The organism is Pseudomonas anguilliseptica (assembly GCF_900105355.1).
GTDB lineage: Bacteria > Pseudomonadota > Gammaproteobacteria > Pseudomonadales > Pseudomonadaceae > Aquipseudomonas > Aquipseudomonas anguilliseptica.
Genome location: NZ_FNSC01000001.1, coordinates 164268 through 187382 on the forward strand (window position 1 = coordinate 164268; position 23115 = coordinate 187382).

Annotated in this window: 25 protein-coding genes and 1 tRNA gene; 3 read left to right on the forward strand and 23 right to left on the reverse strand. The window is 58.1% G+C overall.

The features are described 5' to 3' along the window. Positions 1–34 precede the first annotated feature (34 nt). The 16 genes from hisS to trmJ all read right to left on the reverse strand — a co-directional run bounded on the left by hisS (position 35) and on the right by trmJ (position 13135). Positions 35–1324: a histidine--tRNA ligase gene (gene hisS, locus BLW24_RS00855; protein WP_090375494.1), complete on the reverse strand. Its 1290-nt coding sequence runs from the start codon at positions 1322–1324 to the stop codon at positions 35–37. An 18-nt stretch (positions 1325–1342) separates the two neighbouring features. Beyond that, positions 1343–2452, reverse strand: a complete 1110-nt coding sequence (ispG, locus tag BLW24_RS00860) for a flavodoxin-dependent (E)-4-hydroxy-3-methylbut-2-enyl-diphosphate synthase (protein WP_090375496.1) — start codon at positions 2450–2452, stop codon at positions 1343–1345. A gap of 1 nt (position 2453) precedes the next feature. Next, positions 2454–3461: a RodZ domain-containing protein gene (locus BLW24_RS00865; RefSeq protein WP_090375498.1), complete on the reverse strand. Its 1008-nt coding sequence runs from the start codon at positions 3459–3461 to the stop codon at positions 2454–2456. Continuing rightward, a complete protein-coding gene (gene pilW, locus BLW24_RS00870; RefSeq protein WP_090375500.1) occupies positions 3461–4219 on the reverse strand; it encodes a type IV pilus biogenesis/stability protein PilW in 759 nt (252 codons plus the stop codon). Before pilW ends, BLW24_RS00865 begins: the two co-directional genes overlap by 1 nt. 13 nt (positions 4220–4232) lie before the next feature. Further along, a complete protein-coding gene (rlmN, locus tag BLW24_RS00875; RefSeq protein ID WP_090375502.1) occupies positions 4233–5381 on the reverse strand; it encodes a dual-specificity RNA methyltransferase RlmN in 1149 nt (382 codons plus the stop codon). A gap of 23 nt (positions 5382–5404) precedes the next feature. Further along, positions 5405–5836 (reverse strand): nucleoside-diphosphate kinase, encoded by a 432-nt coding sequence (ndk, locus tag BLW24_RS00880; protein WP_090248631.1) that lies wholly within the window; start codon positions 5834–5836, stop codon positions 5405–5407. Positions 5837–5930: 94 nt separating this feature from the next. Continuing rightward, a complete protein-coding gene (gene iscX / locus BLW24_RS00885; RefSeq protein WP_090375504.1) occupies positions 5931–6131 on the reverse strand; it encodes a Fe-S cluster assembly protein IscX in 201 nt (66 codons plus the stop codon). 14 nt (positions 6132–6145) lie between these two features. Next, positions 6146–6487, reverse strand: coding sequence for an ISC system 2Fe-2S type ferredoxin (fdx, locus tag BLW24_RS00890; RefSeq protein ID WP_090375506.1), 342 nt, complete (start codon positions 6485–6487; stop codon positions 6146–6148). Between the two features lie 2 nt (positions 6488–6489). Next, on the reverse strand, positions 6490–8355 hold the full coding sequence (gene hscA, locus BLW24_RS00895) for a Fe-S protein assembly chaperone HscA (RefSeq protein WP_090375508.1): 1866 nt from the start codon (positions 8353–8355) through the stop codon (positions 6490–6492). 48 nt (positions 8356–8403) lie between these two features. Then, a complete protein-coding gene (hscB, locus tag BLW24_RS00900; RefSeq protein WP_090375510.1) occupies positions 8404–8925 on the reverse strand; it encodes a co-chaperone HscB in 522 nt (173 codons plus the stop codon). A 7-nt stretch (positions 8926–8932) separates the two neighbouring features. Beyond that, positions 8933–9256, reverse strand: coding sequence for an iron-sulfur cluster assembly protein IscA (iscA, locus tag BLW24_RS00905; protein WP_090248639.1), 324 nt, complete (start codon positions 9254–9256; stop codon positions 8933–8935). Positions 9257–9267: 11 nt separating this feature from the next. Beyond that, positions 9268–9654 carry a Fe-S cluster assembly scaffold IscU gene (iscU, locus tag BLW24_RS00910; RefSeq protein WP_040261926.1) on the reverse strand — a complete coding sequence of 129 codons (387 nt, stop codon included), beginning with the start codon at positions 9652–9654 and terminating at the stop codon, positions 9268–9270. Between the two features lie 47 nt (positions 9655–9701). Then, positions 9702–10916 (reverse strand): IscS subfamily cysteine desulfurase, encoded by a 1215-nt coding sequence (locus BLW24_RS00915; protein WP_090375512.1) that lies wholly within the window; start codon positions 10914–10916, stop codon positions 9702–9704. Between the two features lie 48 nt (positions 10917–10964). Continuing rightward, a complete protein-coding gene (gene iscR / locus BLW24_RS00920) occupies positions 10965–11456 on the reverse strand; it encodes a Fe-S cluster assembly transcriptional regulator IscR (protein ID WP_090375515.1) in 492 nt (163 codons plus the stop codon). 139 nt (positions 11457–11595) lie between these two features. Then, positions 11596–12372, reverse strand: coding sequence for a serine O-acetyltransferase (gene cysE / locus BLW24_RS00925; protein WP_090375517.1), 777 nt, complete (start codon positions 12370–12372; stop codon positions 11596–11598). Beyond that, positions 12365–13135: a tRNA (cytosine(32)/uridine(32)-2'-O)-methyltransferase TrmJ gene (gene trmJ, locus BLW24_RS00930; protein WP_090375520.1), complete on the reverse strand. Its 771-nt coding sequence runs from the start codon at positions 13133–13135 to the stop codon at positions 12365–12367. Before trmJ ends, cysE begins: the two co-directional genes overlap by 8 nt. Before the next feature lie 144 nt (positions 13136–13279). Here trmJ and suhB point away from each other — a divergent pair, with 144 nt between their 5' ends. Beyond that, positions 13280–14095, forward strand: a complete 816-nt coding sequence (suhB, locus tag BLW24_RS00935; RefSeq protein ID WP_090375523.1) for a type III secretion system regulator SuhB — start codon at positions 13280–13282, stop codon at positions 14093–14095. 61 nt (positions 14096–14156) lie between these two features. Here suhB and BLW24_RS00940 read toward each other — a convergent pair whose 3' ends face one another. From BLW24_RS00940 to queA, 6 genes are all read right to left on the reverse strand, one after another. Next, the gene (locus tag BLW24_RS00940) at positions 14157–14693 is read right to left on the reverse strand and encodes a glycine zipper 2TM domain-containing protein (protein WP_090375526.1); all 537 of its coding nucleotides are present in this window, start codon (positions 14691–14693) and stop codon (positions 14157–14159) included. Positions 14694–14819: 126 nt separating this feature from the next. Beyond that, positions 14820–15725: a protein translocase subunit SecF gene (gene secF, locus BLW24_RS00945; protein WP_090375529.1), complete on the reverse strand. Its 906-nt coding sequence runs from the start codon at positions 15723–15725 to the stop codon at positions 14820–14822. 9 nt (positions 15726–15734) lie between these two features. Continuing rightward, positions 15735–17603: a protein translocase subunit SecD gene (gene secD, locus BLW24_RS00950; RefSeq protein WP_090375532.1), complete on the reverse strand. Its 1869-nt coding sequence runs from the start codon at positions 17601–17603 to the stop codon at positions 15735–15737. Between the two features lie 62 nt (positions 17604–17665). Further along, a complete protein-coding gene (gene yajC, locus BLW24_RS00955; protein WP_090375534.1) occupies positions 17666–18001 on the reverse strand; it encodes a preprotein translocase subunit YajC in 336 nt (111 codons plus the stop codon). A gap of 39 nt (positions 18002–18040) precedes the next feature. Continuing rightward, the gene (gene tgt, locus BLW24_RS00960; protein WP_167360308.1) at positions 18041–19156 is read right to left on the reverse strand and encodes a tRNA guanosine(34) transglycosylase Tgt; all 1116 of its coding nucleotides are present in this window, start codon (positions 19154–19156) and stop codon (positions 18041–18043) included. A 14-nt stretch (positions 19157–19170) separates the two neighbouring features. Beyond that, positions 19171–20220: a tRNA preQ1(34) S-adenosylmethionine ribosyltransferase-isomerase QueA gene (gene queA, locus BLW24_RS00965; RefSeq protein ID WP_090375542.1), complete on the reverse strand. Its 1050-nt coding sequence runs from the start codon at positions 20218–20220 to the stop codon at positions 19171–19173. 112 nt (positions 20221–20332) lie between these two features. Between queA and BLW24_RS00970 the strand changes: the two genes are divergently transcribed. Then, positions 20333–20417, forward strand: a tRNA-Leu gene (locus BLW24_RS00970). A gap of 80 nt (positions 20418–20497) precedes the next feature. Here the strand turns inward: BLW24_RS00970 and BLW24_RS00975 are convergent. Then, complete coding sequence (locus BLW24_RS00975; protein ID WP_090375546.1) at positions 20498–21589, reverse strand: IS630 family transposase; 1092 nt, start codon at positions 21587–21589, stop codon at positions 20498–20500. Positions 21590–21778: 189 nt separating this feature from the next. Here BLW24_RS00975 and BLW24_RS00980 point away from each other — a divergent pair, with 189 nt between their 5' ends. After that, a complete protein-coding gene (locus BLW24_RS00980; protein ID WP_090375550.1) occupies positions 21779–23095 on the forward strand; it encodes a tyrosine-type recombinase/integrase in 1317 nt (438 codons plus the stop codon). Positions 23096–23115: the final 20 nt, after the last annotated feature.

The following is a 23115-nucleotide window of genomic DNA, read 5'->3' on the forward strand; positions in this document are numbered from 1 at the left end:
AACACTCCTATTCGCTAAATCACTCAACAGGCGCTCAGGCCTGATCGGCGCAGGTCGCCAGATGGTCGGCCAATGCCGACCAAGCAATACTTTGTTGTTCGCCCTGACCGCGCAGCGGCTTGCAACCTACCACTTGCTGGGCCAATTCGTCTTCACCCAAGATCAAGGCGAACAGCGCGCCACTCTTGTCGGCCTTCTTGAACTGACTCTTGAAGCTACCCGCCCCGGCATTCACCTGCAGACGCAGGTTTGGCAGCTGGTCACGCAGACGCTCGCTTAAAGCCAGCGCCGCCAGTTCAGCAGGCTCGCCAAAGGCGCATAGGTAAACGTCGACCGTACGGGCGATTTCAGCAGGTACTTTACCTAGAGTTTCGAGCAACAGCACCAAACGTTCGATGCCCATGGCAAAACCTACGCCTGGCGCCGGCTTACCGCCCATCTGCTCGACCAGACCGTCGTAACGGCCACCGGCGCAGACAGTACCCTGGGAGCCGAGTTGGTCGGTTACCCACTCGAATACCGTTTTGCTGTAGTAATCCAGGCCGCGCACCAGCTTGGGATTGATCACGTACGGCACGCCGGCGGCATCCAGGCGTGCTTTGAGCCCCTCGAAATGCACGCGCGAATCTTCATCCAGGTAATCCGCCAGTTTCGGTGCATTGACCAGCAGGGCCTGAGTTTCCGGCACTTTGCTGTCAAGAACGCGCAGCGGATTGCTGCTCATGCGTCGGCGGCTGTCTTCGTCCAGCTGATCGGCGTGTGCAGTCAAAAACTCAACCAGCGCATCACGGTAAACGGCACGCGCGGCGCTGGTGCCCAGGCTGTTGAGTTCAAGCTTGACCGCATCGCGAATACCCAGCAGGCCCCACAGACGCCAGGTCAGCACGATCAACTCGGCATCGATATCCGGGCCGTCGATATTGAATGCTTCCACGCCAATCTGGTGGAACTGACGATAACGGCCTTTCTGTGGACGCTCGTGACGGAACATCGGGCCGATGTACCAGAGTTTCTGTGGTTGCCCACCACCCACCAGGCCATGCTCAAGCACAGCGCGCACGCAGGCGGCAGTCCCTTCAGGACGCAGGGTCAGGGAGTCGCCGTTGCGGTCGTCGAAGGTGTACATCTCTTTTTCAACGATATCGGTGACTTCACCAATAGAGCGCTTGAACAGCTCGGTGAACTCGACAATCGGCATACGAATCTGCCGATAGCCGTAACCGTCCAACAGACTGGCGACGGTACCTTCAAAATAACGCCAAAGCGGAGTCTGCTCGGGCAGGATATCGTTCATGCCACGAATGGCTTGCAGGGACTTGCTCAATTCAATTCCTTAACAGTATTAGCTGCGCGCAATCAGAGCGGCGTCAGCAGCGACCTTGTCAGCCGCTTTCTGGCGGATCAGCTTTTCCAACTCATCGACCAGGTTGTCATTGCCCAGCTTGAGCGCCGGCTTGCCATCGATATAGATCAGGTTGGGCGAACCACCAGTCAGGCCGATATGGGCCTCTTTGGCTTCGCCAGGGCCGTTGACCACGCAGCCGATCACCGCTACATCCAGAGGCACCAACAGGTCTTCGACACGCTGTTCCAGCTCGTTCATGGTTTTCACCACATCGAAGTTCTGCCGCGAGCAGCTCGGACATGCAATAAAGTTGATACCACGCGAACGCAAGCGCAGGGATTTGAGGATATCGAAACCGACCTTGATCTCTTCCACCGGGTCAGCGGCAAGGGAGATGCGAATGGTGTCGCCAATGCCTTCAGCCAGCAGCATGCCCAGCCCGACTGCCGATTTCACAGTACCCGAACGCAGGCCACCCGCCTCGGTAATACCTAGGTGCAGTGGCTGCTCGATCTGCTTGGCAAGCAGACGATAGGCTTCGACGGCCATAAACACGTCGGAGGCTTTTACGCTAACTTTGAAGTCTGGGAAATTCAGACGATCCAGGTGCTCAACGTGTCGTAGCGCGGATTCGACTAGCGCCGCCGGGGTCGGCTCGCCATATTTCTTCTGCAAATCCTTTTCCAGCGAACCGGCATTTACCCCGATACGAATCGGAATACCTTTGTCACGCGCAGCTTCAACCACCGCGCGCACACGGTCTTCGCGACCAATATTGCCTGGGTTGATACGCAGGCAGTCGACGCCAAGCTCGGCTACGCGCAAGGCAATCTGGTAGTCAAAGTGAATATCGGCCACCAGCGGCACACGCACCTGCTGTTTGATCTTGCCGAAGGCTTCGGCTGCATCCATATCCGGCACGGAAACCCGCACGATATCGGCGCCGGCATCTTCCAGGCGACGAATCTGCGCCACGGTGGCAGCTACATCATTGGTATCGCTGTTGGTCATGCTCTGCACGGCAATGGGAGCATCCCCCCCCACCGGCACGGAGCCAACCCAGATTTTGCGTGAAATACGGCGCTTGATCGGTGATTCGCAATGCATGTTACTGCCCACCCAACTTCAGACGTGCGGTCTCACCGGAAATAAAGGGCGCAACATCGACTGGATTGCCATTCAGGCTGACCTGCACGCCACGGGCATAACCCAGACGCAGCTCCAGCGGACCCTTACCGACCAGTTGCAGGCTATCGCCTTTACGCTTGAGAGCGCTGAACAACACCTTGCCATTGGCATCGGTCAGTTGTGTCCAGCAATCGGCAGTGAAATTGAGGCTGACAACAGCTTCGCCTGCGGCAGCTTGTACCGGCGCACTCTCAGCTGGTATAGCAGGGACGGCCTCGGCAGCAGCGGGCTCAACAGTGACCGGCACGGCGGCCGCAACCGGTGCACTGGCAGTTGCGCCAAGTGCTGATGGCAGCTCAGATTGCGAGGCCAAGGCTGTGACCTCGCTAGCGGCAGCATTTGGAACAGCCGCAGCCCCCTCAGACAGCAGCGGCAACGCGGCTTCCGCATCCAACTGGGCAGCTTCCACCGCCTGATCTTCCGGCTCATCGAGCGGATGGATCTGCGTAGTGCCGTCAGCGCCGTCCACCTCGACGTGCTCAAGGCTGGTTGAAGCCAGATCTTCGGCACGACGCTCGGCCTGCTCCTGCCACCAGAAGAAGCTCAGGCCGGCCAGGGCCAGCAACAGAACAAAACTGACCATGCGCAAAATGCGCTGCGAGTAGCTCACAGGCTCCTCGATACGCCCCAGGCTATGCACGCTGCTGCCGGCAGCATCGCTGCCAGTGAACTGATCAAACTCCAGCACCAGGCGGTTCTGATCAACCTCCAGCAACTTGGCGTACGCCCGTACATAGCCTCGGGCAAAGGTGTGCTCAGACAGCTTGTCGAAAGCACCTTGCTCAACCTGACTCAAACGCTGCGGGGTCAGATTTAACTGCGCAGCAACCTCGGCAATGGTCCAACCGCGGCTCTCACGAGCCTTGCGCAAAGTCTCACCCGGATTAATGCGGGGAACTGCTAGCATTTCTGGATGCGCCGCTTTCATCATTGCTCCGACAGGTATTGCTGATATTCCGGCGTGCCCGGATAAAGTCGCTTCAACTGCAAGCCAAGGCTCGCGGCATTGTCGCGCTCCTCGAAAATCTTCGCCAAACGCACCCCCAAGAGCAGGCTGCGAGCATCTGGCTGGGCCAACGCCATATAACTTTCGTAATAGCCGCGTGCGGGAACGTACTGCTTATCCTCATAGGACAGCTGTGCCATTTCAATCAAGGCGCGAGGCCGCCGACTATTCAACCGTAGCGAACGCTCAAAGTAGGCCTTAGCCTGCTCACGTTGCTTGAGTTGCAATGAGGTCAATCCGAGGTTTTCAAACACCCGTGAACGCTCCGGGTAAAGAGTGTCCTGAGCAGCCTGGGTATAGTGCTTGAGCGCTTCCGGATAACGCTGCTGTTCGAACAGAAAACTGCCGTAGTTATTCAACAAACGAGCATCGTCACTGCGTTGCGATAGAGCTTTGCGGTAGTGATCGTCAGCCAGCTTGGGTTCCATTTCAATCTGGAACACCAAGGCCAAAGCCGCATGCGCATCAGCGTCTGAAGAGTCGAGTTCCAGAGCTTTTTTCAACGGTATTTTGGCGCGCTCGGTTTCGCCTTGCTGCAGATAGCCAATACCCAGCTGGACATAAGCATCGCGCGCTTCGTCGCGGCCCTTTCCGGTTTTCATCGGATCAACATTACCGGTTGTAACGCAGCCGGCTAACAGACTGGCGGCCAACAGCAATAAAGCGGGACGCAAGGTCATGGGTGTCCTCCCCTCAGGTTCGATTGGCGGCGGAACTCGGCACTTCGGCCTCGCTACTCAATTCACGCACAGCAATATAGCGTTCACTACGGCGGGTGCGGTCCATAACCTGGCCAACCAACTGGCCACAAGCCGCATCAATGTCCTCACCACGGGTGGTGCGCACGGTTACATTGTGCCCGGCTTTGTGCAGCAGGTCCTGGAAACGGCGAATGGCATTGTTGCTCGGTCGCTCGTAGCCGGAGTGGGGGAAGGGATTAAACGGAATCAGGTTGATCTTGCAAGGCACATCTTTAAGAAGTGCGATCATCTCCTCAGCGTGCTCGGTCTTATCGTTTACATCCTTGAGCAGGGTGTACTCGATTGTCAGCACGCGTTTCTCGCCGAGGCGCGAGACATAACGCTTGCACGCCGCCAGCAGCATTTCCAGCGGGTACTTCTTGTTGATCGGCACAAGCTGATTGCGCAGTGCATCGTTTGGCGCATGCAGTGACAGCGCCAGAGACACATCGATCACTTCGCCGAGTTTGTCGATCATCGGCACTACGCCCGAGGTTGACAGCGTCACCTTGCGTTTGGAAATGCCATAACCGAGGTCGTCCATCATGATTTTCATGGCGGCGACGACGTTGTCGAAGTTCAGTAGCGGCTCACCCATACCCATCATCACTACGTTGGTGATAGCACGGTCGATCTTCGCCGGCACGCTGCCGAACGACTTGTTGGCGATCCACACCTGGCCGATCACTTCGGCGGCGCTCAGATCGCTGTTAAAACCTTGCTTGCCAGTCGAGCAGAAACTGCAATCCAGTGCACAGCCGGCCTGCGACGACACACACAAGGTGCCTCGCGTGCCCTGGGGGATATACACGGTTTCTACGCAACTGCCTGACGCCACTCGCACAACCCACTTGCGCGTGCCATCAGTAGAAATATCTTCGCTGACCACTTCCGGGCCGCGGATTTCAGCACAGGCCTTGAGCTTTTCGCGCAAGACCTTGCTGACGTTACTCATGGCATCAAAATCATCGATGCCAAAGTGGTGAATCCATTTCATCATCTGCCCGGCACGGAAACGCTTTTCCCCGATGCTTTCGAAGAATTGCTCCATTTCTGCCAAGGTCAGACCCAGCAGATTGATTTTACCGGTAGCTTCAGTCATGGCTTCACCCTCACCCGATTCGCTTAGCGAATACGTGCGCAAACTTCGGTGGCAGCGAAGAAGTAAGCGATTTCGCGGGCAGCGGAAGCTTCCGAGTCGGAACCGTGAACAGCGTTTTCGTCGATGGAAACGGCGAAATCAGCACGAATGGTGCCGGCAGCTGCTTCTTTAGGATTGGTAGCGCCCATCAGCTCGCGGTTAGCCAGAACAGCGTTTTCGCCTTCCAGAACCTGAACGATAACCGGACCGGAGGTCATGAAAGCAACCAGGTCCTTGAAGAAGCCGCGCTCGCTATGCTCAGCGTAGAAGCCAGCAGCTTCGCGCTCGGACAGTTGAACCATTTTCGAAGCAACGACACGCAGGCCGGCCTTTTCGAAACGAGTGGTGATCTCGCCAACAACGTTTTTAGCAACGGCATCAGGCTTGATGATGGAGAAAGTGCGTTGAACAGCCATGTGAAACTCCAGAAACAATGATTAAAGCGAAAAATTAAACCCGCGAATTATACGCGGGTTCCGGTTAAATGCGTAGGCCAGGCCAAAAGGCCAGTTAATCCGCCTCGTCGATCCAGGCTGCCTGAATGGCTTCAAGCACCTTCTCGCCGCCGCGCTGAGGATCATCGCTGAACTCCGGCAACGCCAGAATCCACTTATGCAGATCGACAAACTTTACGTAACGAGGGTCTACCTCAGGCTTTGATTCCGCCAACTGAATGGCGATTTCCAGAACATCAACCCACTTCAGACTCATAACAACTCCTTGAATCAGTGCGGCGCTTCGGCGGCGTGGTTGAGCGAGTACCTGGGTATTTCCACAGTCAGGTCTTCATCACCGACAACCGCCTGACAGGACAACCGCGACTGAGCCTCAAGCCCCCAAGCCTTGTCGAGCATGTCCTCTTCCAGCTCATCGGCCTCAGCCAGCGAATCAAAACCTTCACGAATGATGCAGTGACAGGTCGTGCAGGCGCATACACCGCCACAGGCGCTTTCGATCTCGATATGGTGCTCGTGCGCCACTTCAAGCACCGACGTGCCTGGCGCGACGTCGACCACCAGCCCTTCCGGACACAGCACCGCGTGAGGCAGAAAAATGATCTGCGGCATGCTTATTCCTCAATCTCATCAAGACTACGGCCCGCCAGTGCGGCCTTGACCGTGGCATCCAGACGACGCGCGGCAAAAGCGTCAGTCACCTGGGTCAAACGTTTGGTTTGCTGCTCGATCGCCAAGCCATCAGTGCCGGTCATCAAGTCACGCAACTGGTCTATCTGTGCATCGATCGCCAGGCGCTCATCGGCATCCAGCAAGCGCTCGCCATCAGCCAGCAACGCGGCCTCAACAGCTTCCAGCAGACGCCGGGCATCGACCTGCTGCTCGCGCAGTACGCGGGCAACTTTGTCATCGCCAGCGTTCTTGAAGGAATCCTGCAGCATGCGGGCGATTTCGCCATCCGTCAGCCCATAGGACGGCTTGACTTGGATACTCGCCTCGACCCCCGAAGCCAGCTCACGCGCAGCGACGCTAAGCAGACCGTCAGCATCAACCTGGAAGGTCACGCGAATCTTCGCCGCACCCGCCACCATCGGTGGAATGCCACGCAATTCGAAGCGTGCCAGCGAGCGGCAATCACTGATCAGCTCACGCTCACCCTGCAGAACATGAACCATCATGGCCGCCTGGCCATCTTTATAAGTGGTGAAGTCCTGAGCACGAGCAACCGGGACCGTGGTATTGCGCGGAATCACCTTCTCCATCAGACCGCCCATGGTTTCCAGACCGAGCGACAGCGGAATCACATCCAGCAGCAGCAACTCCTCGCCATCGCCGCGCTTGTTACCGGCCAGAGCATCGGCCTGAATCGCCGCCCCAATAGCGACCACCTGATCGGGATCTATATAGGTCAGCGGCTCACGAGCAAACAATTCGGCAACCGCCTGGCGCACACGCGGCACACGGGTAGAACCACCAACCATAACCACGGCTTCAACTTCAGCCAGCTCAATACCGGCATCACGCACCGCACGGCGACAGGCCTTGAGGCTGCGCGCCAGCATGGGCTCGATCAGCGCATCGAACTGCTCACGACTCAACTGCCCTGCCCAGCTGGCATAGCTGAGACTTGCCGAAGCGCTGTCGGTCAGCGCCTCTTTAGCGGCACACGCGGCCTCCAGCAACAGGCGCTGCTGTGTCGGATCGAGATCAGAGGAAATCCCAGCCTGCTCAACTATCCAGCCGGCAATGGCGTGGTCGAAGTCATCACCGCCCAGAGCGCTGTCGCCGCCGGTCGCCAGCACTTCAAAGACACCGCCAGTCAGGCGCAGTACGGAAATATCGAAGGTACCGCCACCCAGATCATAAATAGCAACCACACCCTCGGCATGCTGATCCAGGCCATAGGCGACAGCTGCAGCAGTCGGCTCGTTGAGCAAGCGAAGCACATTCAGCCCGGCCAGACGCGCGGCGTCCTTGGTGGCCTGTCGCTGCGAATCATCGAAATAGGCTGGCACTGTGATCACCGCCCCCACCAGCTCACCACCGAGGGTCGCTTCAGCGCGCTGACGCAGCACCTTGAGAATATCCGCCGAGACTTCAACCGGGCTTTTCGGCCCCTGCACGGTCTCGATAAACGGCATATGCGACTCACCGCCGACAAAGCGATACGGCAGCTGCTCCCCGAGCTGCTTCACGTCCGCCAGGCCGCGCCCCATCAGACGCTTGACCGACAGCACAGTATTCAATGGATCGCCCGACGCTGCCGCTTTGGCAACTTCGCCCACTTCAACCCGGTCAGCGTGATAGCGCACGGCGGACGGCAGAATGACCTGCCCGACAGCATCGGCCAGCGGCTCGGAAAGACCGCTACGCACGGCAGCGACCAGCGAATTGGTAGTACCCAGATCAATCCCCACCGCCAGTCGACGCTGGTGTGGCTGGGGGCTTTGTCCGGGCTCAGCGATCTGCAGTAAGGCCATGATTAATCAGTGCTTAGGTATCAGGAGCGCCATGCAGGCACCCCAGCGTTAATCGTCGAGGCGCTCTTCCAGCTGGCGAACCTCGTGAGAGAGCTTGTCGAGAAACTGCATGCGACGCATCAGGCGCTCGGCCTCTTCGCGCCGCGAGGCATCATCCCAACAAACGGCAAAACTGTCGTTGAGCTCATCCTGAGCCACTTTCAAACGCCGCTTGAACTGCGCCACACCAGCCAGGTCGACACTGTCGTACAGATCCTCCAGCTCTTCGCGCAGCTGCATCTGCTGTAGCAGGAAATCCGGATCCTGCACCGCCACCTCAAGCGGTAGCTCAGGGCCGCGCAGTTCCAGCAGATAACGCGCTCGCCGCGACGCGCTCTTGAGTGTGCTGTAAGCCTCATTGAGGCTAGCGGACCGCTCCAAAGCCAGGCGCTGCTCGCGCTCGGAAGCATCAGCAAAGCGGTCCGGATGGACATTGCGCGCCAGCTCGCGATAACGCACGGCTAGCTGATCAAGATCCAGGCGGAAGCCTGGCTGCAGGTCAAACAAAGCAAAGTGACAAGGACTGCCCACACGCGCCTCAGATATTGAAGCTTTCGCCGCAGCCACATTCGCCGCGCACGTTCGGGTTGTTGAACTTGAAGCCTTCGTTCAACCCTTCTTTGACGAAGTCGAGCTCGGTGCCATCGAGGTAGACCAAGCTCTTGGGATCAATGATCACCTTGACGCCATGGTTCTCGAACACCTGATCTTCGCTGGCAGCCTCATCGACGAACTCCAGCACATAGGCCAAGCCGGAGCAGCCCGTGGTGCGCACACCCAGACGAATACCTTCGCCCTTGCCGCGCCCCTCAAGAGAGCGACGCACGTGCTGAGCGGCAGCTTCGGTCATGCTGATAGCCATCGACAACCTCCTTAAAGCAAGCCTTTCTTCTGCTTGTAATCGCGCACAGCGGCCTTGATGGCGTCTTCGGCGAGTACCGAGCAGTGAATTTTCACCGGTGGCAGAGCCAACTCCTCGGCCAGCTGGGTGTTCTTGATGGTTTCGGCTTCATCCAGGGTCTTACCCTTCATCCACTCAGTAGCAAGGGAACTCGAGGCGATTGCCGAACCGCAGCCGTAGGTCTTGAACTTGGCATCTTCAATCACGCCCTGCTCGTTGACCTTGATCTGCAGGCGCATCACATCGCCGCAAGCCGGTGCGCCGACCATGCCGGTACCAACGTCCGGGTCTTCCGCATCCATCTTGCCGACGTTGCGCGGGTTTTCGTAATGATCAATGACCTTTTCACTGTAAGCCATGCTGGTATTCCTTCCTCATCAGAGAGTCGCTCTTGCTCGGCGACTACTTAGTGCGCCGCCCACTCGATCTTGGAGATGTCGACACCGTCTTTGTACATATCCCACAGCGGCGACAATTCGCGCAGCTTGGTGACCGCCTCGCAAACCTTCTGCGCGGCGTAATCGACCTCTTCATCAGTGGTGAAACGGCCGAAGGTAAAACGGATGGAACTGTGTGCCAGCTCGTCATTGCGACCCAGGGCGCGCAATACGTAGGACGGCTCTAGCGAAGCCGAGGTGCAGGCCGAACCGGACGAAACCGCCAGGTCCTTGAGCGCCATGATCAGCGACTCGCCCTCAACGTAGTTGAAGCTGAGATTAAGGTTGTGCGGTACACGAGCGGTCATGCTGCCATTGATGTACAGCTCTTCCAGGCCATCGACCTGCTTGAAGAAACGCTCACGCAAGGCCAGGATGCGCTGGTTTTCCTGGGCCATTTCTTCCTTGGCAATACGGAACGCTTCACCCATACCGACGCACTGGTGAGTCGCCAGGGTCCCGGAACGCATACCGCGCTCATGGCCACCACCATGGATCTGGGCTTCCAGACGCACACGCGGCTTGCGACGCACAAACAGCGCACCAACACCTTTCGGGCCATAGGTTTTGTGTGCGGAGAAGGACATCAGATCGACCTTGAGCGACTCCAGATCGATCGCCACTTTGCCGGCGGACTGCGCCGCATCAACATGCAGGAACACGCCGCGCGAGCGGGTCAGCTCGCCGATTGCCGCGATGTCGTTGATGGTGCCGATTTCATTGTTCACGTGCATGACCGACACCAGGATGGTGTCCTCACGCAGCACCGCCTCAATCATGGCCGGGGTAATCAAGCCATCTTCACCAGGCTCGATATAGGTCACTTCGAAGCCTTCGCGCTCAAGCTGGCGCATGGTATCCAGCACGGCTTTGTGCTCGATCTTCGAGGTGATCAGGTGCTTGCCCTTGCTCTTGTAGAAGTCGGCGATGCCTTTGATTGCCAGATTGTTGGACTCGGTCGCACCGGAGGTCCAGACAATCTCACGCGGGTCGGCATTGACCAGCTCAGCCACTTGGCGGCGAGCATTCTCAACGGCTTCTTCGGCCTTCCAGCCAAACACGTGGGAGCGTGACGCCGGGTTGCCGAAGTTACCGTCGACCAGCAGGCATTCGCTCATTTTTTGCGCAACACGCGGATCAACCGGCGTGGTGGCGGAATAATCGAGGTAAATCGGCAACTTCATCAACTTTCTCCTAATCAGGTATCAGGCCAGCTAGCCAGCGCCTTGCGCTCAATCGACGGCGGACGTTTCGATCTTATCCAGGTACGGCGCCCTGCCATTGCAGCGGCGCTGATCCTGGCGCTGGGCAACTTCCTGCACTTCACGACGGGTCACCAAGTCAGCGAGACTGATGCCACTTAGAAATTCGTGTATCTGCTGGCTGAGGTCACACCACAAGTGGTGGGTCAGGCAGGTATCACCTGCATGGCAATCGCCCTGCCCCTGGCAGCGAGTAGCATCGACCGACTCATTGACCGCATCGATCACCTCAGCCACCTGAATGCCCTGCATATCACGCGACAGCTGGTAACCGCCGCCAGGCCCACGCACGCTGGACACCAGGTTGCCACGACGCAACTTGGCAAATAGCTGCTCCAGGTAGGAAAGGGAAATACCCTGCCGCCCGGAGATATCAGCCAAAGACACCGGCCCACGCTGAGCGTGCAACGCCAGATCAAGCATGGCGGTGACGGCGTAACGGCCTTTGGTGGTTAATCGCATAAGGGTTTACCGCGTGATCGCAATATGCCGAGAGTATGCAATTCCCGAGCATTTAAGTCAACTACAAGACCTAGTGCCTTAGTCGGGATTAGCCAGGCCGGAGGGCGCGCAGCATAGCAAAATGCGCGCCCCCGCACCATCAAGCCGCAGGCTTGTCTGCGTCTTTGACCACGCCAGCGAAGTCCTCGTCACGCAGCTGCGGCAAATCCTTGGCGCAGTAGTCACTGCCCAAGGACTTGAGCGCGCCGCACATGCCTTCCAGGCGCCCATCCACCGCATGCAGGTGATCAAGCAGCTGACCAATGGCACGCGCCACCGGGTCCGGCATGTCCTGACTCACACCATAGGCATCGAAACCAAGTTTCTCGGCAATCGCCTGACGTTTGGCCTCCTGCTCATCGTCGGTTTTGACAATGATCCGCCCAGGAATGCCGACCGCAGTAGCACCCGCCGGCACTTCTTTGGTCACCACAGCATTGGAGCCGATCTTCGCGCCTGCGCCGACCGTGAACGGCCCCAACACCTTGGCCCCAGCACCCACCACCACACCATCTTCCAGTGTTGGATGGCGCTTGCCCTTGTTCCAGCTGGTGCCACCCAGAGTCACACCCTGATAAAGGGTGACGTCATTGCCGATCTCGGCGGTTTCACCGATGACGATGCCCATACCGTGGTCGATAAAGAAGCGCCGACCGATCTTCGCGCCCGGATGGATTTCGATGCCGGTCATCCAGCGCCCAAAGTTCGACACCACGCGCGCCAGCCACTTCCAGCCACCACCCCACAGCGCATGCGCCACGCGATGCAGCCAGACCGCATGCAACCCCGGATAGCAAGTGACCACCTCAAAGGCATTACGCGCCGCCGGGTCGCGATGAAATACGCTCTGGATATCCTCTTGCATGCGCTCAAACATCTGCCTTCTCCTGCCTAGGGTGCTCGCCACGCGCCGCCTTGATGGTTTCCGTCAAGATACCGCGCAAGATATTCATTTCCAGCTTGCTCACTGCGCTACGCCCATACAAGCGACGCAGGCGACTCATCAGATGCCGCGGCTTGGCAGGATCAAGAAACCTGATCTCAACCAGCGCCTGCTCAAGGTGACGATAAAACGATTCCAACTCATCCGCAGCAACCGGCTCTTCATCCGGACCGACGACCGCAGACTGCTTGACCGGCCGCCCCTCAGTTGCCAGCCAGACCATACGCACTTCGTAAGCCAGCACCTGCACCGCCGCTGCCAGATTCAACGAGCTGAACGCCGGATCGGAGGGAATATGCACATGATAGTGACAGCGCTGCAGCTCCTCATTGGTCAGGCCGGCATACTCGCGCCCAAACACCAAGGCAACCTGCGCACCTTGCTGCGCCTGCTCACACGCCGCCACACCACACTCACGCGGCTCGAGCATCGGCCAGGGAATATGCCGATCCCGCGCACTGGTGCCCATTACCAGACGACAACCGACCAGCGCCTCCTCAAGCGTGGCCACCACCTGCGCCGCATCGAGAATATCAGTAGCACCAGAGGCCCTGGCCACCGCGTCTTCGCTCGGAAAATCCCGCGGATCAACCAGCACCAACTGCGACAACCCCATGTTTTTCATGGCCCGCGCCGCGCCACCGATATTGCCCGGATGACTGGTACCGACCAACACAACGCGAATATTTTCCAGCAACGCAAACGCTCACAGACAAGGCTTAGAGGGGCAAATCTTACAGAAGCCACCCGCCTTGCGCCACGCAAGGCGCAGGTTGCACTTCAACCGCCGGGCTTTTCTGCTAGAATGGCCGGCTTTCTTTAACGACCCAGGTGAACATCCATGCAGCCCATGCTGAATATCGCGCTGCGCGCAGCCCGTAGCGCCGGCGAAATGATCTTCCGCTCGACCGAACGCTTGGACGTCATCTCGGTCGACGAGAAAGAAGCCAAGGACTATGTGACTGAAATTGATCGCTCTGCCGAGCAGCTGATCATTCAGGCCCTGCGCAAAGCTTTCCCGAACCACGGCATCCTCGGCGAGGAAAGCGGCCTGAGCGAAGGCAGCGGCGACGGCGCCGATTACCTGTGGATCATCGATCCACTGGACGGCACCACCAACTTCATCCGCGGCATCCCGCATTACGCCGTCAGCATCGCCTGCAAATACCGTGGCCGCCTTGAGCACGCCGTAATTATCGACCCGGTACGCCAGGAAGAATTCACTGCCAGCCGCGGCCGTGGCGCTGCCCTTAACGGCCGCCGCCTGCGCGTCGGCAATCGCAAGAGCCTGGAAGGCGCGCTGCTCGGAACCGGCTTCCCGTTCCGCGACAGCCAGATGGAAAACCTGGAAAACTACATCGGCATGTTCCGCAGCCTGGTCGGCCAAACTGCTGGCGTACGCCGCGCAGGCGCAGCGAGCCTGGACCTGGCCTATGTAGCAGCCGGCCGCTTTGATGCCTTCTGGGAATTCGGCCTGTCCGAGTGGGACATGGCCGCCGGTGCACTGCTGATCCAAGAAGCAGGCGGCCTGGTCAGCGACTTCAGCGGCGGCCACGACTTCCTGGAAAAGGGCCAGATCGTTGCCGGCAACACCAAGTGCTTCAAAGCCGTGCTCACGGCCATTCAGCCGCACCTGTCAGCCTCCCTGAAGCGCTGATCAAGCCGCAATAAAAAAGCGCCCCACGGGGCGCTTTTTTGTATCCACTGAAATCTTTCGATCAGTTGGCCTGATCGACCAACACCAGCTGACCGTCCTTGACCGGAATCTGCCGGCCCGGATCACTGGCCATACGCACCTGACTCACTTTGCCATCCAGCTCATATTTGACGTCATAGCCCACCAGCTTCTCACTGGTATCAGTTACCGTGCTGCAACGGGTTTCGGTAGTGGTATAGGTATCACGACCCTGCAAATGCTCTTGCGCCTTGTTGCCGGCATAACCGCCGCCAACCGCACCGGCGACTGTCGCCAGCTTCTTACCGTTGCCGCCACCCACCTGATTACCCAGCAAACCACCCACCACCGCACCAATCGCGGTACCGGCTATCTGGTGCTCATCCTTAACCGGCGCCTGGCGGGTGACCGCCACATCCTTGCAGACCTCACGCGGGGGTTTGATGGTTTCCTTGACCAGCTTAACTGCGAGCACTTCAGCATATTCCGGCGCACTGACGATGCTGTAAGTGGCCACCGCCCCGCCTGCCGTCACACCCACCGCACCCAGTACCGCGCCCATCAACATTGACTTATTCATACATACCTCCTTGAAGCCGCCGCTTGGCGCTTAACGCACCTTACACCCAGCCTTGGAGCATAAAAAAACCGGGCAAGTTCAACACCGGCCCGGTTCATTCAGCTGTTTGCGACAAGACGCACAGATTCAGGGGCGCTCATCGAGCTCTTCTTCCACCACTGGCGGAATCAGGTCATCGACCGTCAGATCGAGCCACACCAGCACCACGTTGGCGATATAGACCGACGAGTAAGTACCCGCGCTCACACCGACAAACAGCGCGACCGAGAAGGCAAATAGGTTGTCACCCGCAAACAGCAGCAGCGCGGCAATCGCCATCAAGGTAGAAATGGACGTTGCCAGAGTACGCAGCAGGGTCTGAGTGGTGGAGATGTTGATGTTCTCGATCAACGTCGCCTTGCGCAGCACGCGGAAGTTCTCCCGCACCCGATCGAATACCACGATGGTATCGTTCAGCGAGTAGCCGATGATCGCCAGCAGCGCCGCCAGCACGGTCAGGTCGAAAGTGATCTGGAAGAACGACAGGACACCGAGCGTGACAATCACGTCGTGGATCAGCGAAACAATCGCCCCCGCGCCGAACTTCCACTGAAAGCGGAAGGCCAGGTAAAGCATCACCCCAGCCAGCGCCAGCAACAGACCCAGCCCGCCCTGATCGCGCAGCTCTTCACCTACCTGCGGGCCGACGAATTCGACCTTTTTCACTTCAAGCTGCTCGCCAGCCTGACGCAGCGCCGCGGCCACTTTATTACCCAATTCCGGGTCATTACCCTGCATGCGCACCACCACATCGGTGGTAGCACCAAAGCTCTGCACCACGGCGTCGGCATAACCAGCGCCGGCCAACTGCTCACGGATGTTGCCGAGATCTGCAGGCTGCTCATAGCTCAGCTCGATCTGCGTACCGCCAGTAAAATCCAGACCCAGATTCAGCCCCTTGGTAAACAGGCTAACCAGTGCCAGCAACGTCAGCACCAGGGTGAAGGCGAACGCAATATTGCGCACCCCCATGAAGTTGATCGTACGATTCATCACAGCCCCTTAAATCCACAACTTCTTGAAGTCACGCCCGCCGCACGTCAGGTTGACCATGCAGCGCGTCACCAGAATGGCGGTAAACATCGAGGTGAGAATACCCAGCGACAGCGTCACGGCGAAGCCCTTGACCGGCCCGGTGCCCATGGCGAACAGGATGCCACCGACCAGCAGCGTGGTCAGGTTGGCATCAACAATCGCCGAGTAGGCCCGATCAAAACCCTCATGGATGGCCCGCTGGATCGACATGCCATTGGCAATCTCTTCGCGAATACGCGAGAAAATCAGCACGTTGGCGTCCACCGCCATACCCATGGTCAGCACGATACCGGCGATACCTGGCAAGGTCAGGGTGGCACTGAGCAGCGACATCAGTGCCAGCAGCAGCACCATGTTCAGACCCAGAGCAACGGTCGCCAGCACACCGAAGAAGCGGTAGATAGCGATAATAAACAGCGACACAAACAGCATCGCCCACAGCGACGCATTGACGCCCTTGGCAATGTTGTCAGCACCCAGACTTGGACCGATGGTGCGCTCTTCGGCGAAGTACATCGGCGCTGCCAGACCACCAGCGCGCAGCAGCAGAGCCAATTCGGACGACTCACCCTGACCATCCAGGCCGGTGATGCGGAACTGACTGCCCAGTGGCGACTGAATAGTGGCCAGGCTGATGATCTTCTTCTCTTCGACGAAGGTCTGCAGCTCGACCTCTTTCTCGACACCATCAACCACCTGGCGCACGTAGCGGGTTACCGGCTTCTGCTCAATAAAGATCACCGCCATGCTGCGACCAACGTTGTTACGGGTCGCGCGGTTCATCAGATCGCCGCCACGGCCATCCAGGCGGATATTGACCTGCGGACTGCCGTTCTCATCGAAACTGGCCTGAGCATCGGTGACCTGGTCACCGGTGATGATCAGATCACGCTCCAACTGCGCTGGCGGACGACCTTCCTGGCGGAACTCGAAACTCTCGGTCGCAGCCCTGGCAGCGTCCGGCTCAGCAGCCAGACGGAATTCCAGGTTGGCGGTCTTGCCGAGAATACGCTTGGCTTCTGCGGTGTCCTGCACGCCTGGCAGCTCAACCACGATACGGTTGGCACCCTGACGCTGAACCAGCGGCTCAGCCACACCCAGCTCGTTGACCCGGTTACGCACGGTGGTCAAGTTCTGCTTGATCGAGTACTCACGAATCTCAACCAGCTTGGCCTGAGTCAGCGCCAGACGCAGTACCTGCTGCTCACTGCGCTGCACGGTGGTCATATCAAAATCGTTGAAGTCTTTGCGAATCAGCTGCTGAGCCTTCTCCAGCGTTGCCTCATCGGCAAAACCCAGCTGAATAGCACCATTGAGCTCAGGCAGACTGCGATAACGCACGCGCTCTTTGCGCAGCAGGCTCTTGACCTCGCCCTCGTAAACCTTGCGACGCGCATCCAGGGCCTTGTCCATGTCCACTTCCATCAGGAAGTGCACACCACCAGACAAGTCCAGGCCCAGCTTCATCGGGCTGCCGCCCAGGTTACGCAGCCAGTCTGGTGTGGTTTGCGCCAGGTTGAGGGCTACTACGAATTCATCGCTCAATGCTTTGCGCACCAGCTCTTTGGCCGGCAGCTGGTCTTCAGCATGGTTCAAACGCAGCAAGCCGGCACGCCCCTGATTGGCCAGGCTGACGGCTTTTACGCTGATACCGGCCGCTTCCAGAGTACGACTGGCGCGATCCAGGTCAGCCTGCTCGACGCGCATGGCGGAGCTGCTGCCACTGATCTGGATCGCCGGATCATCCGGGTACAGATTGGGCAGAGAATAAAGAGCGCCGATTGCCAGCACAGCCAGAGTCAGCAGGTATTTCCAGACAGGGAATTTGTTGAGCATGACGCCGCCCGTTATGACGCGGGGCGCATGAAGCGCCCCGTCGAATGGTAAAGGTGTGTTGCTTAGATCGCTTTCAGCGTGCCCTTGGGCAGCGAAGCGGCAATCGCCACTTTCTGAATCTTCAGCTCGACGGTGTCGGACACTTCGATAACCACGAAGTCATCGGAAACCTTCGACACCTTGCCAGCGATACCGCCGCTGGTTACCACTTCATCACCCTTCTGCAGGCCACCGATCAGGTTCTTGTGCTCCTTGGCACGTTTGGCCTGCGGACGCCAGATCATCAGATAGAAGATGACCAGAAAGCCAACCAGAAACACCCACTCAAAACCACTACCAGCAGGACCGGCAGCCGGTGCGGCGCCTTCAGCGAAAGCAGCGGGGATAAAAAAGCTCATGTAACACTCCTGTTGCAAGGGTCTTTAAAAAGTTGGGAATCAATCCAGAGGCGGCGTTGGCAGCCCGCGCTTGGCATAGAAGGCATCGACAAAGGCGGCCAATGTACCCTGTTGAATAGCCTCACGCAAACCAGCCATAAGCACCTGATAATGCCGTAAGTTGTGGATTGTATTGAGCATGCTACCCAGCATTTCGCCGCATTTATCCAGATGATGCAGATAGGCGCGGGAGAAATGTTTGCAGGTGTAACAGTCGCAGGTCGGATCCAGCGGCGACTCGTCATGCTTATGGAAAGCATTGCGGATCTTCAGCACACCGGTATCGACAAACAGGTGGCCGTTGCGTGCGTTACGGGTCGGCATTACGCAGTCGAACATATCCACGCCACGGCGCACACCTTCAACCAGATCCTCTGGTTTGCCGACGCCCATCAGGTAGCGCGGCTTATCGGCTGGCAACTGCGGCGGCAGGTAATCCAGCACCTTGATCATTTCCTCTTTCGGCTCGCCGACCGACAGACCGCCAATGGCGTAACCGTCAAAGCCGATCTGCTCCAGACCATCCAGCGAGACTTTGCGCAACTCCTCGTGCATGCCTCCCTGAACGATGCCGAACAACGCCGCCGTGCTCTCGCCATGCGCCTCTTTCGAGCGTTTGGCCCAGCGCAGCGACAACTCCATCGAGCGCTTGGCCACATCGAACTCGGCCGGATACGGCGTGCACTCGTCGAAAATCATCACAATGTCGGAGCCCAGGTCGCACTGCACCTGCATCGACTCTTCCGGCCCCATAAACACCTTGGCGCCGTCCACCGGTGAAGCGAAGTACACCCCCTCTTCCTTGATCTTGCGCATCGCACCCAGGCTGAACACCTGGAAGCCGCCAGAGTCGGTGAGGATCGGCCCCTGCCATTGCATAAAGTCATGCAGGTCGCCGTGCTTCTTGATCACCTCGGTGCCAGGCCGCAACCAAAGGTGGAAGGTGTTGCCGAGGATGATCTGCGCACCAATCGCCTCGATATCACGTGGCAGCATGCCCTTGACCGTGCCGTAGGTGCCCACCGGCATAAACGCCGGGGTCTCCACCACGCCACGCGGGAAGGTCAGCCGACCACGGCGCGCCTTGCCCTCGGTCGCCAACAATTCGAAAGACATCCGGCACGTGCGCGTCATAGCTGTTCCTCTGGCCCGCGCGGCGCGGGATTGCGGGTGATAAACATGGCATCACCGTAACTGAAAAAACGATATTCGCCGGCAATCGCCGCCTGATAGGCCGCCATGGTTTCCGGATAACCGGCAAACGCCGACACCAGCATCAGCAGCGTCGACTCCGGCAAATGGAAGTTGGTCACCAGCGCGTCAACCACATGCAGCGGTCGGCCGGGGTAGACAAAGATATCGGTGTCACCGCTGAAGGCCTTGAGCACTCCATCACGTGCGGCGCTCTCCAGCGAACGCACACTGGTGGTGCCAACCGCAATCACCCGACCGCCACGCGCACGGCAGGCCACCACGGCATCGACCACATCCTGACCGACCTCCAGCCATTCGCTGTGCATATGGTGATCTTCGATGCGCTCAACCCGCACCGGCTGGAAAGTGCCAGCCCCGACGTGCAGGGTCACGAAGGCCTGCTCAACACCTTTCTCGGCAATCGCCGCGAGCAGCTGCTGATCAAAATGCAGCCCGGCGGTCGGCGCCGCGACAGCGCCAGCACGGTCGGCATATACAGTCTGGTAGCGCTCGCGGTCGGCCTGCTCATCCGGCCGATCAATATAGGGCGGCAACGGCATATGCCCGACCCGCTCCAGCAGCGGCAGCACTTCTTCAACAAAGCGCAGCTCGAACAGCGCATCGTGGCGCGCGACCATCTCGGCCTCGCCACCACCGTCAATCAGGATGCTCGAACCCGGCTTGGGTGACTTGCTCGAACGCACATGAGCCAGCACGCGATGAGCGTCCAGCACGCGCTCGACCAGGATTTCCAGCTTACCGCCCGAGGCCTTCTGGCCGAACAACCGCGCCGGAATCACTCGGGTATTGTTGAACACCATCAGATCGCCGGGGCGCAGGTAATCCAGCAAATCACTGAACTGTTTATGCGCCAGCTCACCCGTCGGCCCATCGAGCACCAGTAAACGGCTGGCACGACGTTCGGCAAGGGGGTGGCGGGCAATCAGAGCGTCAGGCAGCTCGAAATTGAAGTCGGCAACACGCATGGTCGGAGGGGGTCGTCTAGCAGGGCGGCAAAGCTTACCGGAAATCGTGCATGCTGACCACGCAAGTGCATTGACCAACCCCAACACCATCCCTATACTGCGCCGCCATTGTGCCCCGGTGGCGGAACCGGTAGACGCGGCGGATTCAAAATCCGTTTTCGAAAGAAGTGGGAGTTCGAGTCTCCCCCGGGGCACCATTTACATATTCCCCCATGTTTCCAGATGCGTCTGAACATGGAGGGAAACCACAAGAAAGCCCGCCTAGTGGCCTGTCTGGTTAATCCAATAACTCATTCCGAATTACAGCCAGCTTTGCTCGATGCACGGAGCTGATAATCGACTCAGCCGTTTTGCTCCAGCGGAACGGCTTAGCCGAATGTTCGTTATGAGCCTCAATGAAGCGACGTATCGCCGCTCTCAGGTCAGCCACGCTGCTGAAGGCATCACGATAAAGCGCCCGTCTTTCCAGTTGCGCAAACCAGCCCTCCACGGCGTTCAGCCACGAGGCGCTGGTCGGTGTGAAGTGCAGCTTGAAACGGGGATGCTTCTCCAGCCATTCCCTGACGGCAGCGGTCTTGTGAGTCGAGCTGTTGTCCAGAATTACATGCAGGTCCAGCTCGGCGGGGGTGCTGCGGTCGATCTGTCGAAGGAACTCCAAAAACTCCTTGGCCCTGTGCCGCTGGGTGATACGGCCGATGACCTTACCCGTCAGGATGTCAAAGGCTGCGTACAGACTGGCCGTACCGTGGCGCTTATAGTCATGCGTCCGCCGCTCAATCTGCCCGGGCTTGAGCGGCAGCATGGGCTGTGTGCGGTCCAGCGCCTGGATCTGTGTTTTTTCGTCAACAGATAGCACCAGGGCGTTGTCGGGCGGATTCAAATAGAGCCCGACGACATCGACCACTTTGTCTGCAAAGTGCGGGTCGTTACTGATCTTGAAGGTTTTCAACCGGTGCGGCTTGAGGTCGGCAGCAGCCCACACCTGTGCGACCTGCCAGATGCTGACCCCAGCGTACTTGGCCATCAACCGTAGGCTCCAGTGGGTAGCTTCGCGCGGTACTCGCTGGGTCGTCAGCGTCAGGATTTCCTTGATCTTCGCTTCGTTGAGCTTGCGAGGCGCTCCACTGCGCCGCAGGTCACTCAGCCCCTCCAGACCGGTCTCCTGGTAGCGTTTACGCCATTTGAAGACCACTGGCGCAGAGACTTGCAGCTGCTCGCTGATCTCCTTGGGCGTGAGACCGTTGGCCAGCAGCAACAGAATTCTGGCCCGCTGGCCGATGCTCTGAGGCAGCGATCCCATGCGTAACCAGCCTTGCAGCATGTCGGCATCACTGGGACTCAAGAAGAATGGGGCTGCTGGCCGGGCCATATGGGAGCTCAATTCATGACGATAGAGCGCGCAGTATACTGGCCCGGCATTGGATTAACGAATTTTACAGACAGTTCACTAGTGCGGGCTTTCTTGTGTCTGCATATCCACACACGCTCACGTATAGCGTTGCCCACCTTGTATGCCAGCTTGTATGCTTCCAAAGACCCCTAACTTTGGCATACAAGCATGAAGCGATCAGAAATCAAGAAGCGCCCACTTTCGGATACCGCACTCATAAATCTTGAGCCAGAGCAAAAGGTCTATCGCGAGCTAGACGGCAACGGCCTGTACCTTCGAGTAAAACCCAACGGCTCAAAATCCTGGGAACTCCGATTTAAGTCCCCCAGTGACCAAAAATGGTCATGGCTTGGCTTGGGAGGCTATCCCGAAGTGAGTGGCAAGCTTGCACGTGAAAAAGCTAGCGCCCTCAGAAAGATGATTGCCGATGGCATAGACCCGTTGCTTCAAAAGCAATCTGCGAAGGCATTAGCTGAACAGGCAAAAACACGCACCTTCTCAGTCGCAGCAGCAGGTTGGCTTCAGACGAAGGAAGAAAAAGGACTTGCCGACTCAAGCCTAAACAAAATCCGCACCTATCTAGAGAAAGACATTCTTCCAGCCCTAGGCCATAAGCAACTGGACGAAATTACTCGAATCGACTGCGCAGCATTGCAGGCCAGCCTTGAGGCCCGAGGGGCTCATAACGTCGCAAAAAAATGCCGCCACTGGATTAATCAGATTTTTGGTCGTGCCATAGCCCTTGGCTTGACAGCAAACGACCCCGCCAGCCGGCTTGCAGACATAGCTGCCACCGCGCCGAAAACTCAACAACACCCTCACTTGCTTGAGCCTGAACTACCTGACTTTCTACGCGCGCTGAAACTAACCACCAGCAGAATGCCAGCAAAGACCGCTGCATGGCTGTGCCTCTGGACAGCCTCCCGCCCAGGCATGGTACGCCTCGCCAAGTGGTCTCAAATTGATTTCACTACAGCTACATGGACACTTTCAGCTGCAGAAATGAAGATGCGCAGGGATCATGTTGTGCCGCTACCTAGACAGGCGATAGAGGCCTTAATAGCACTACACCAGATTACGGGACGCAGTCGGTGGGTATTTCCAGGGGTTGGCCCAAAGAACCCGACTATAAGTGAAAACACAATTAACAGCGTGTTCCGCAAAATTGGCTACAAAGATCGTTTAGTCGGCCACGGGACTCGCCATACCGCCAGCACTTTGCTACGCGAACACGGATGGCCAAAAGATCATGTAGAAGCACAGCTTGCCCACAAAGAAGAAGGTATTGCTGGCATATACAATCAAGCAGCCTATCTCCCTCAACGCAGAGTCATGATGCAGTGGTACTGCGATTACCTAGACAGCCTAGCAACCGGAATGTCTAACGATCAACAAACAGAATTCGACCGCAAAGTAGTTACGTTAGAGAATACGAAACTAGAACTCATAAAAATCGCACAACCCAACAAAAACCATAGAACTTGAGATACCAAGCGACCTCCCTT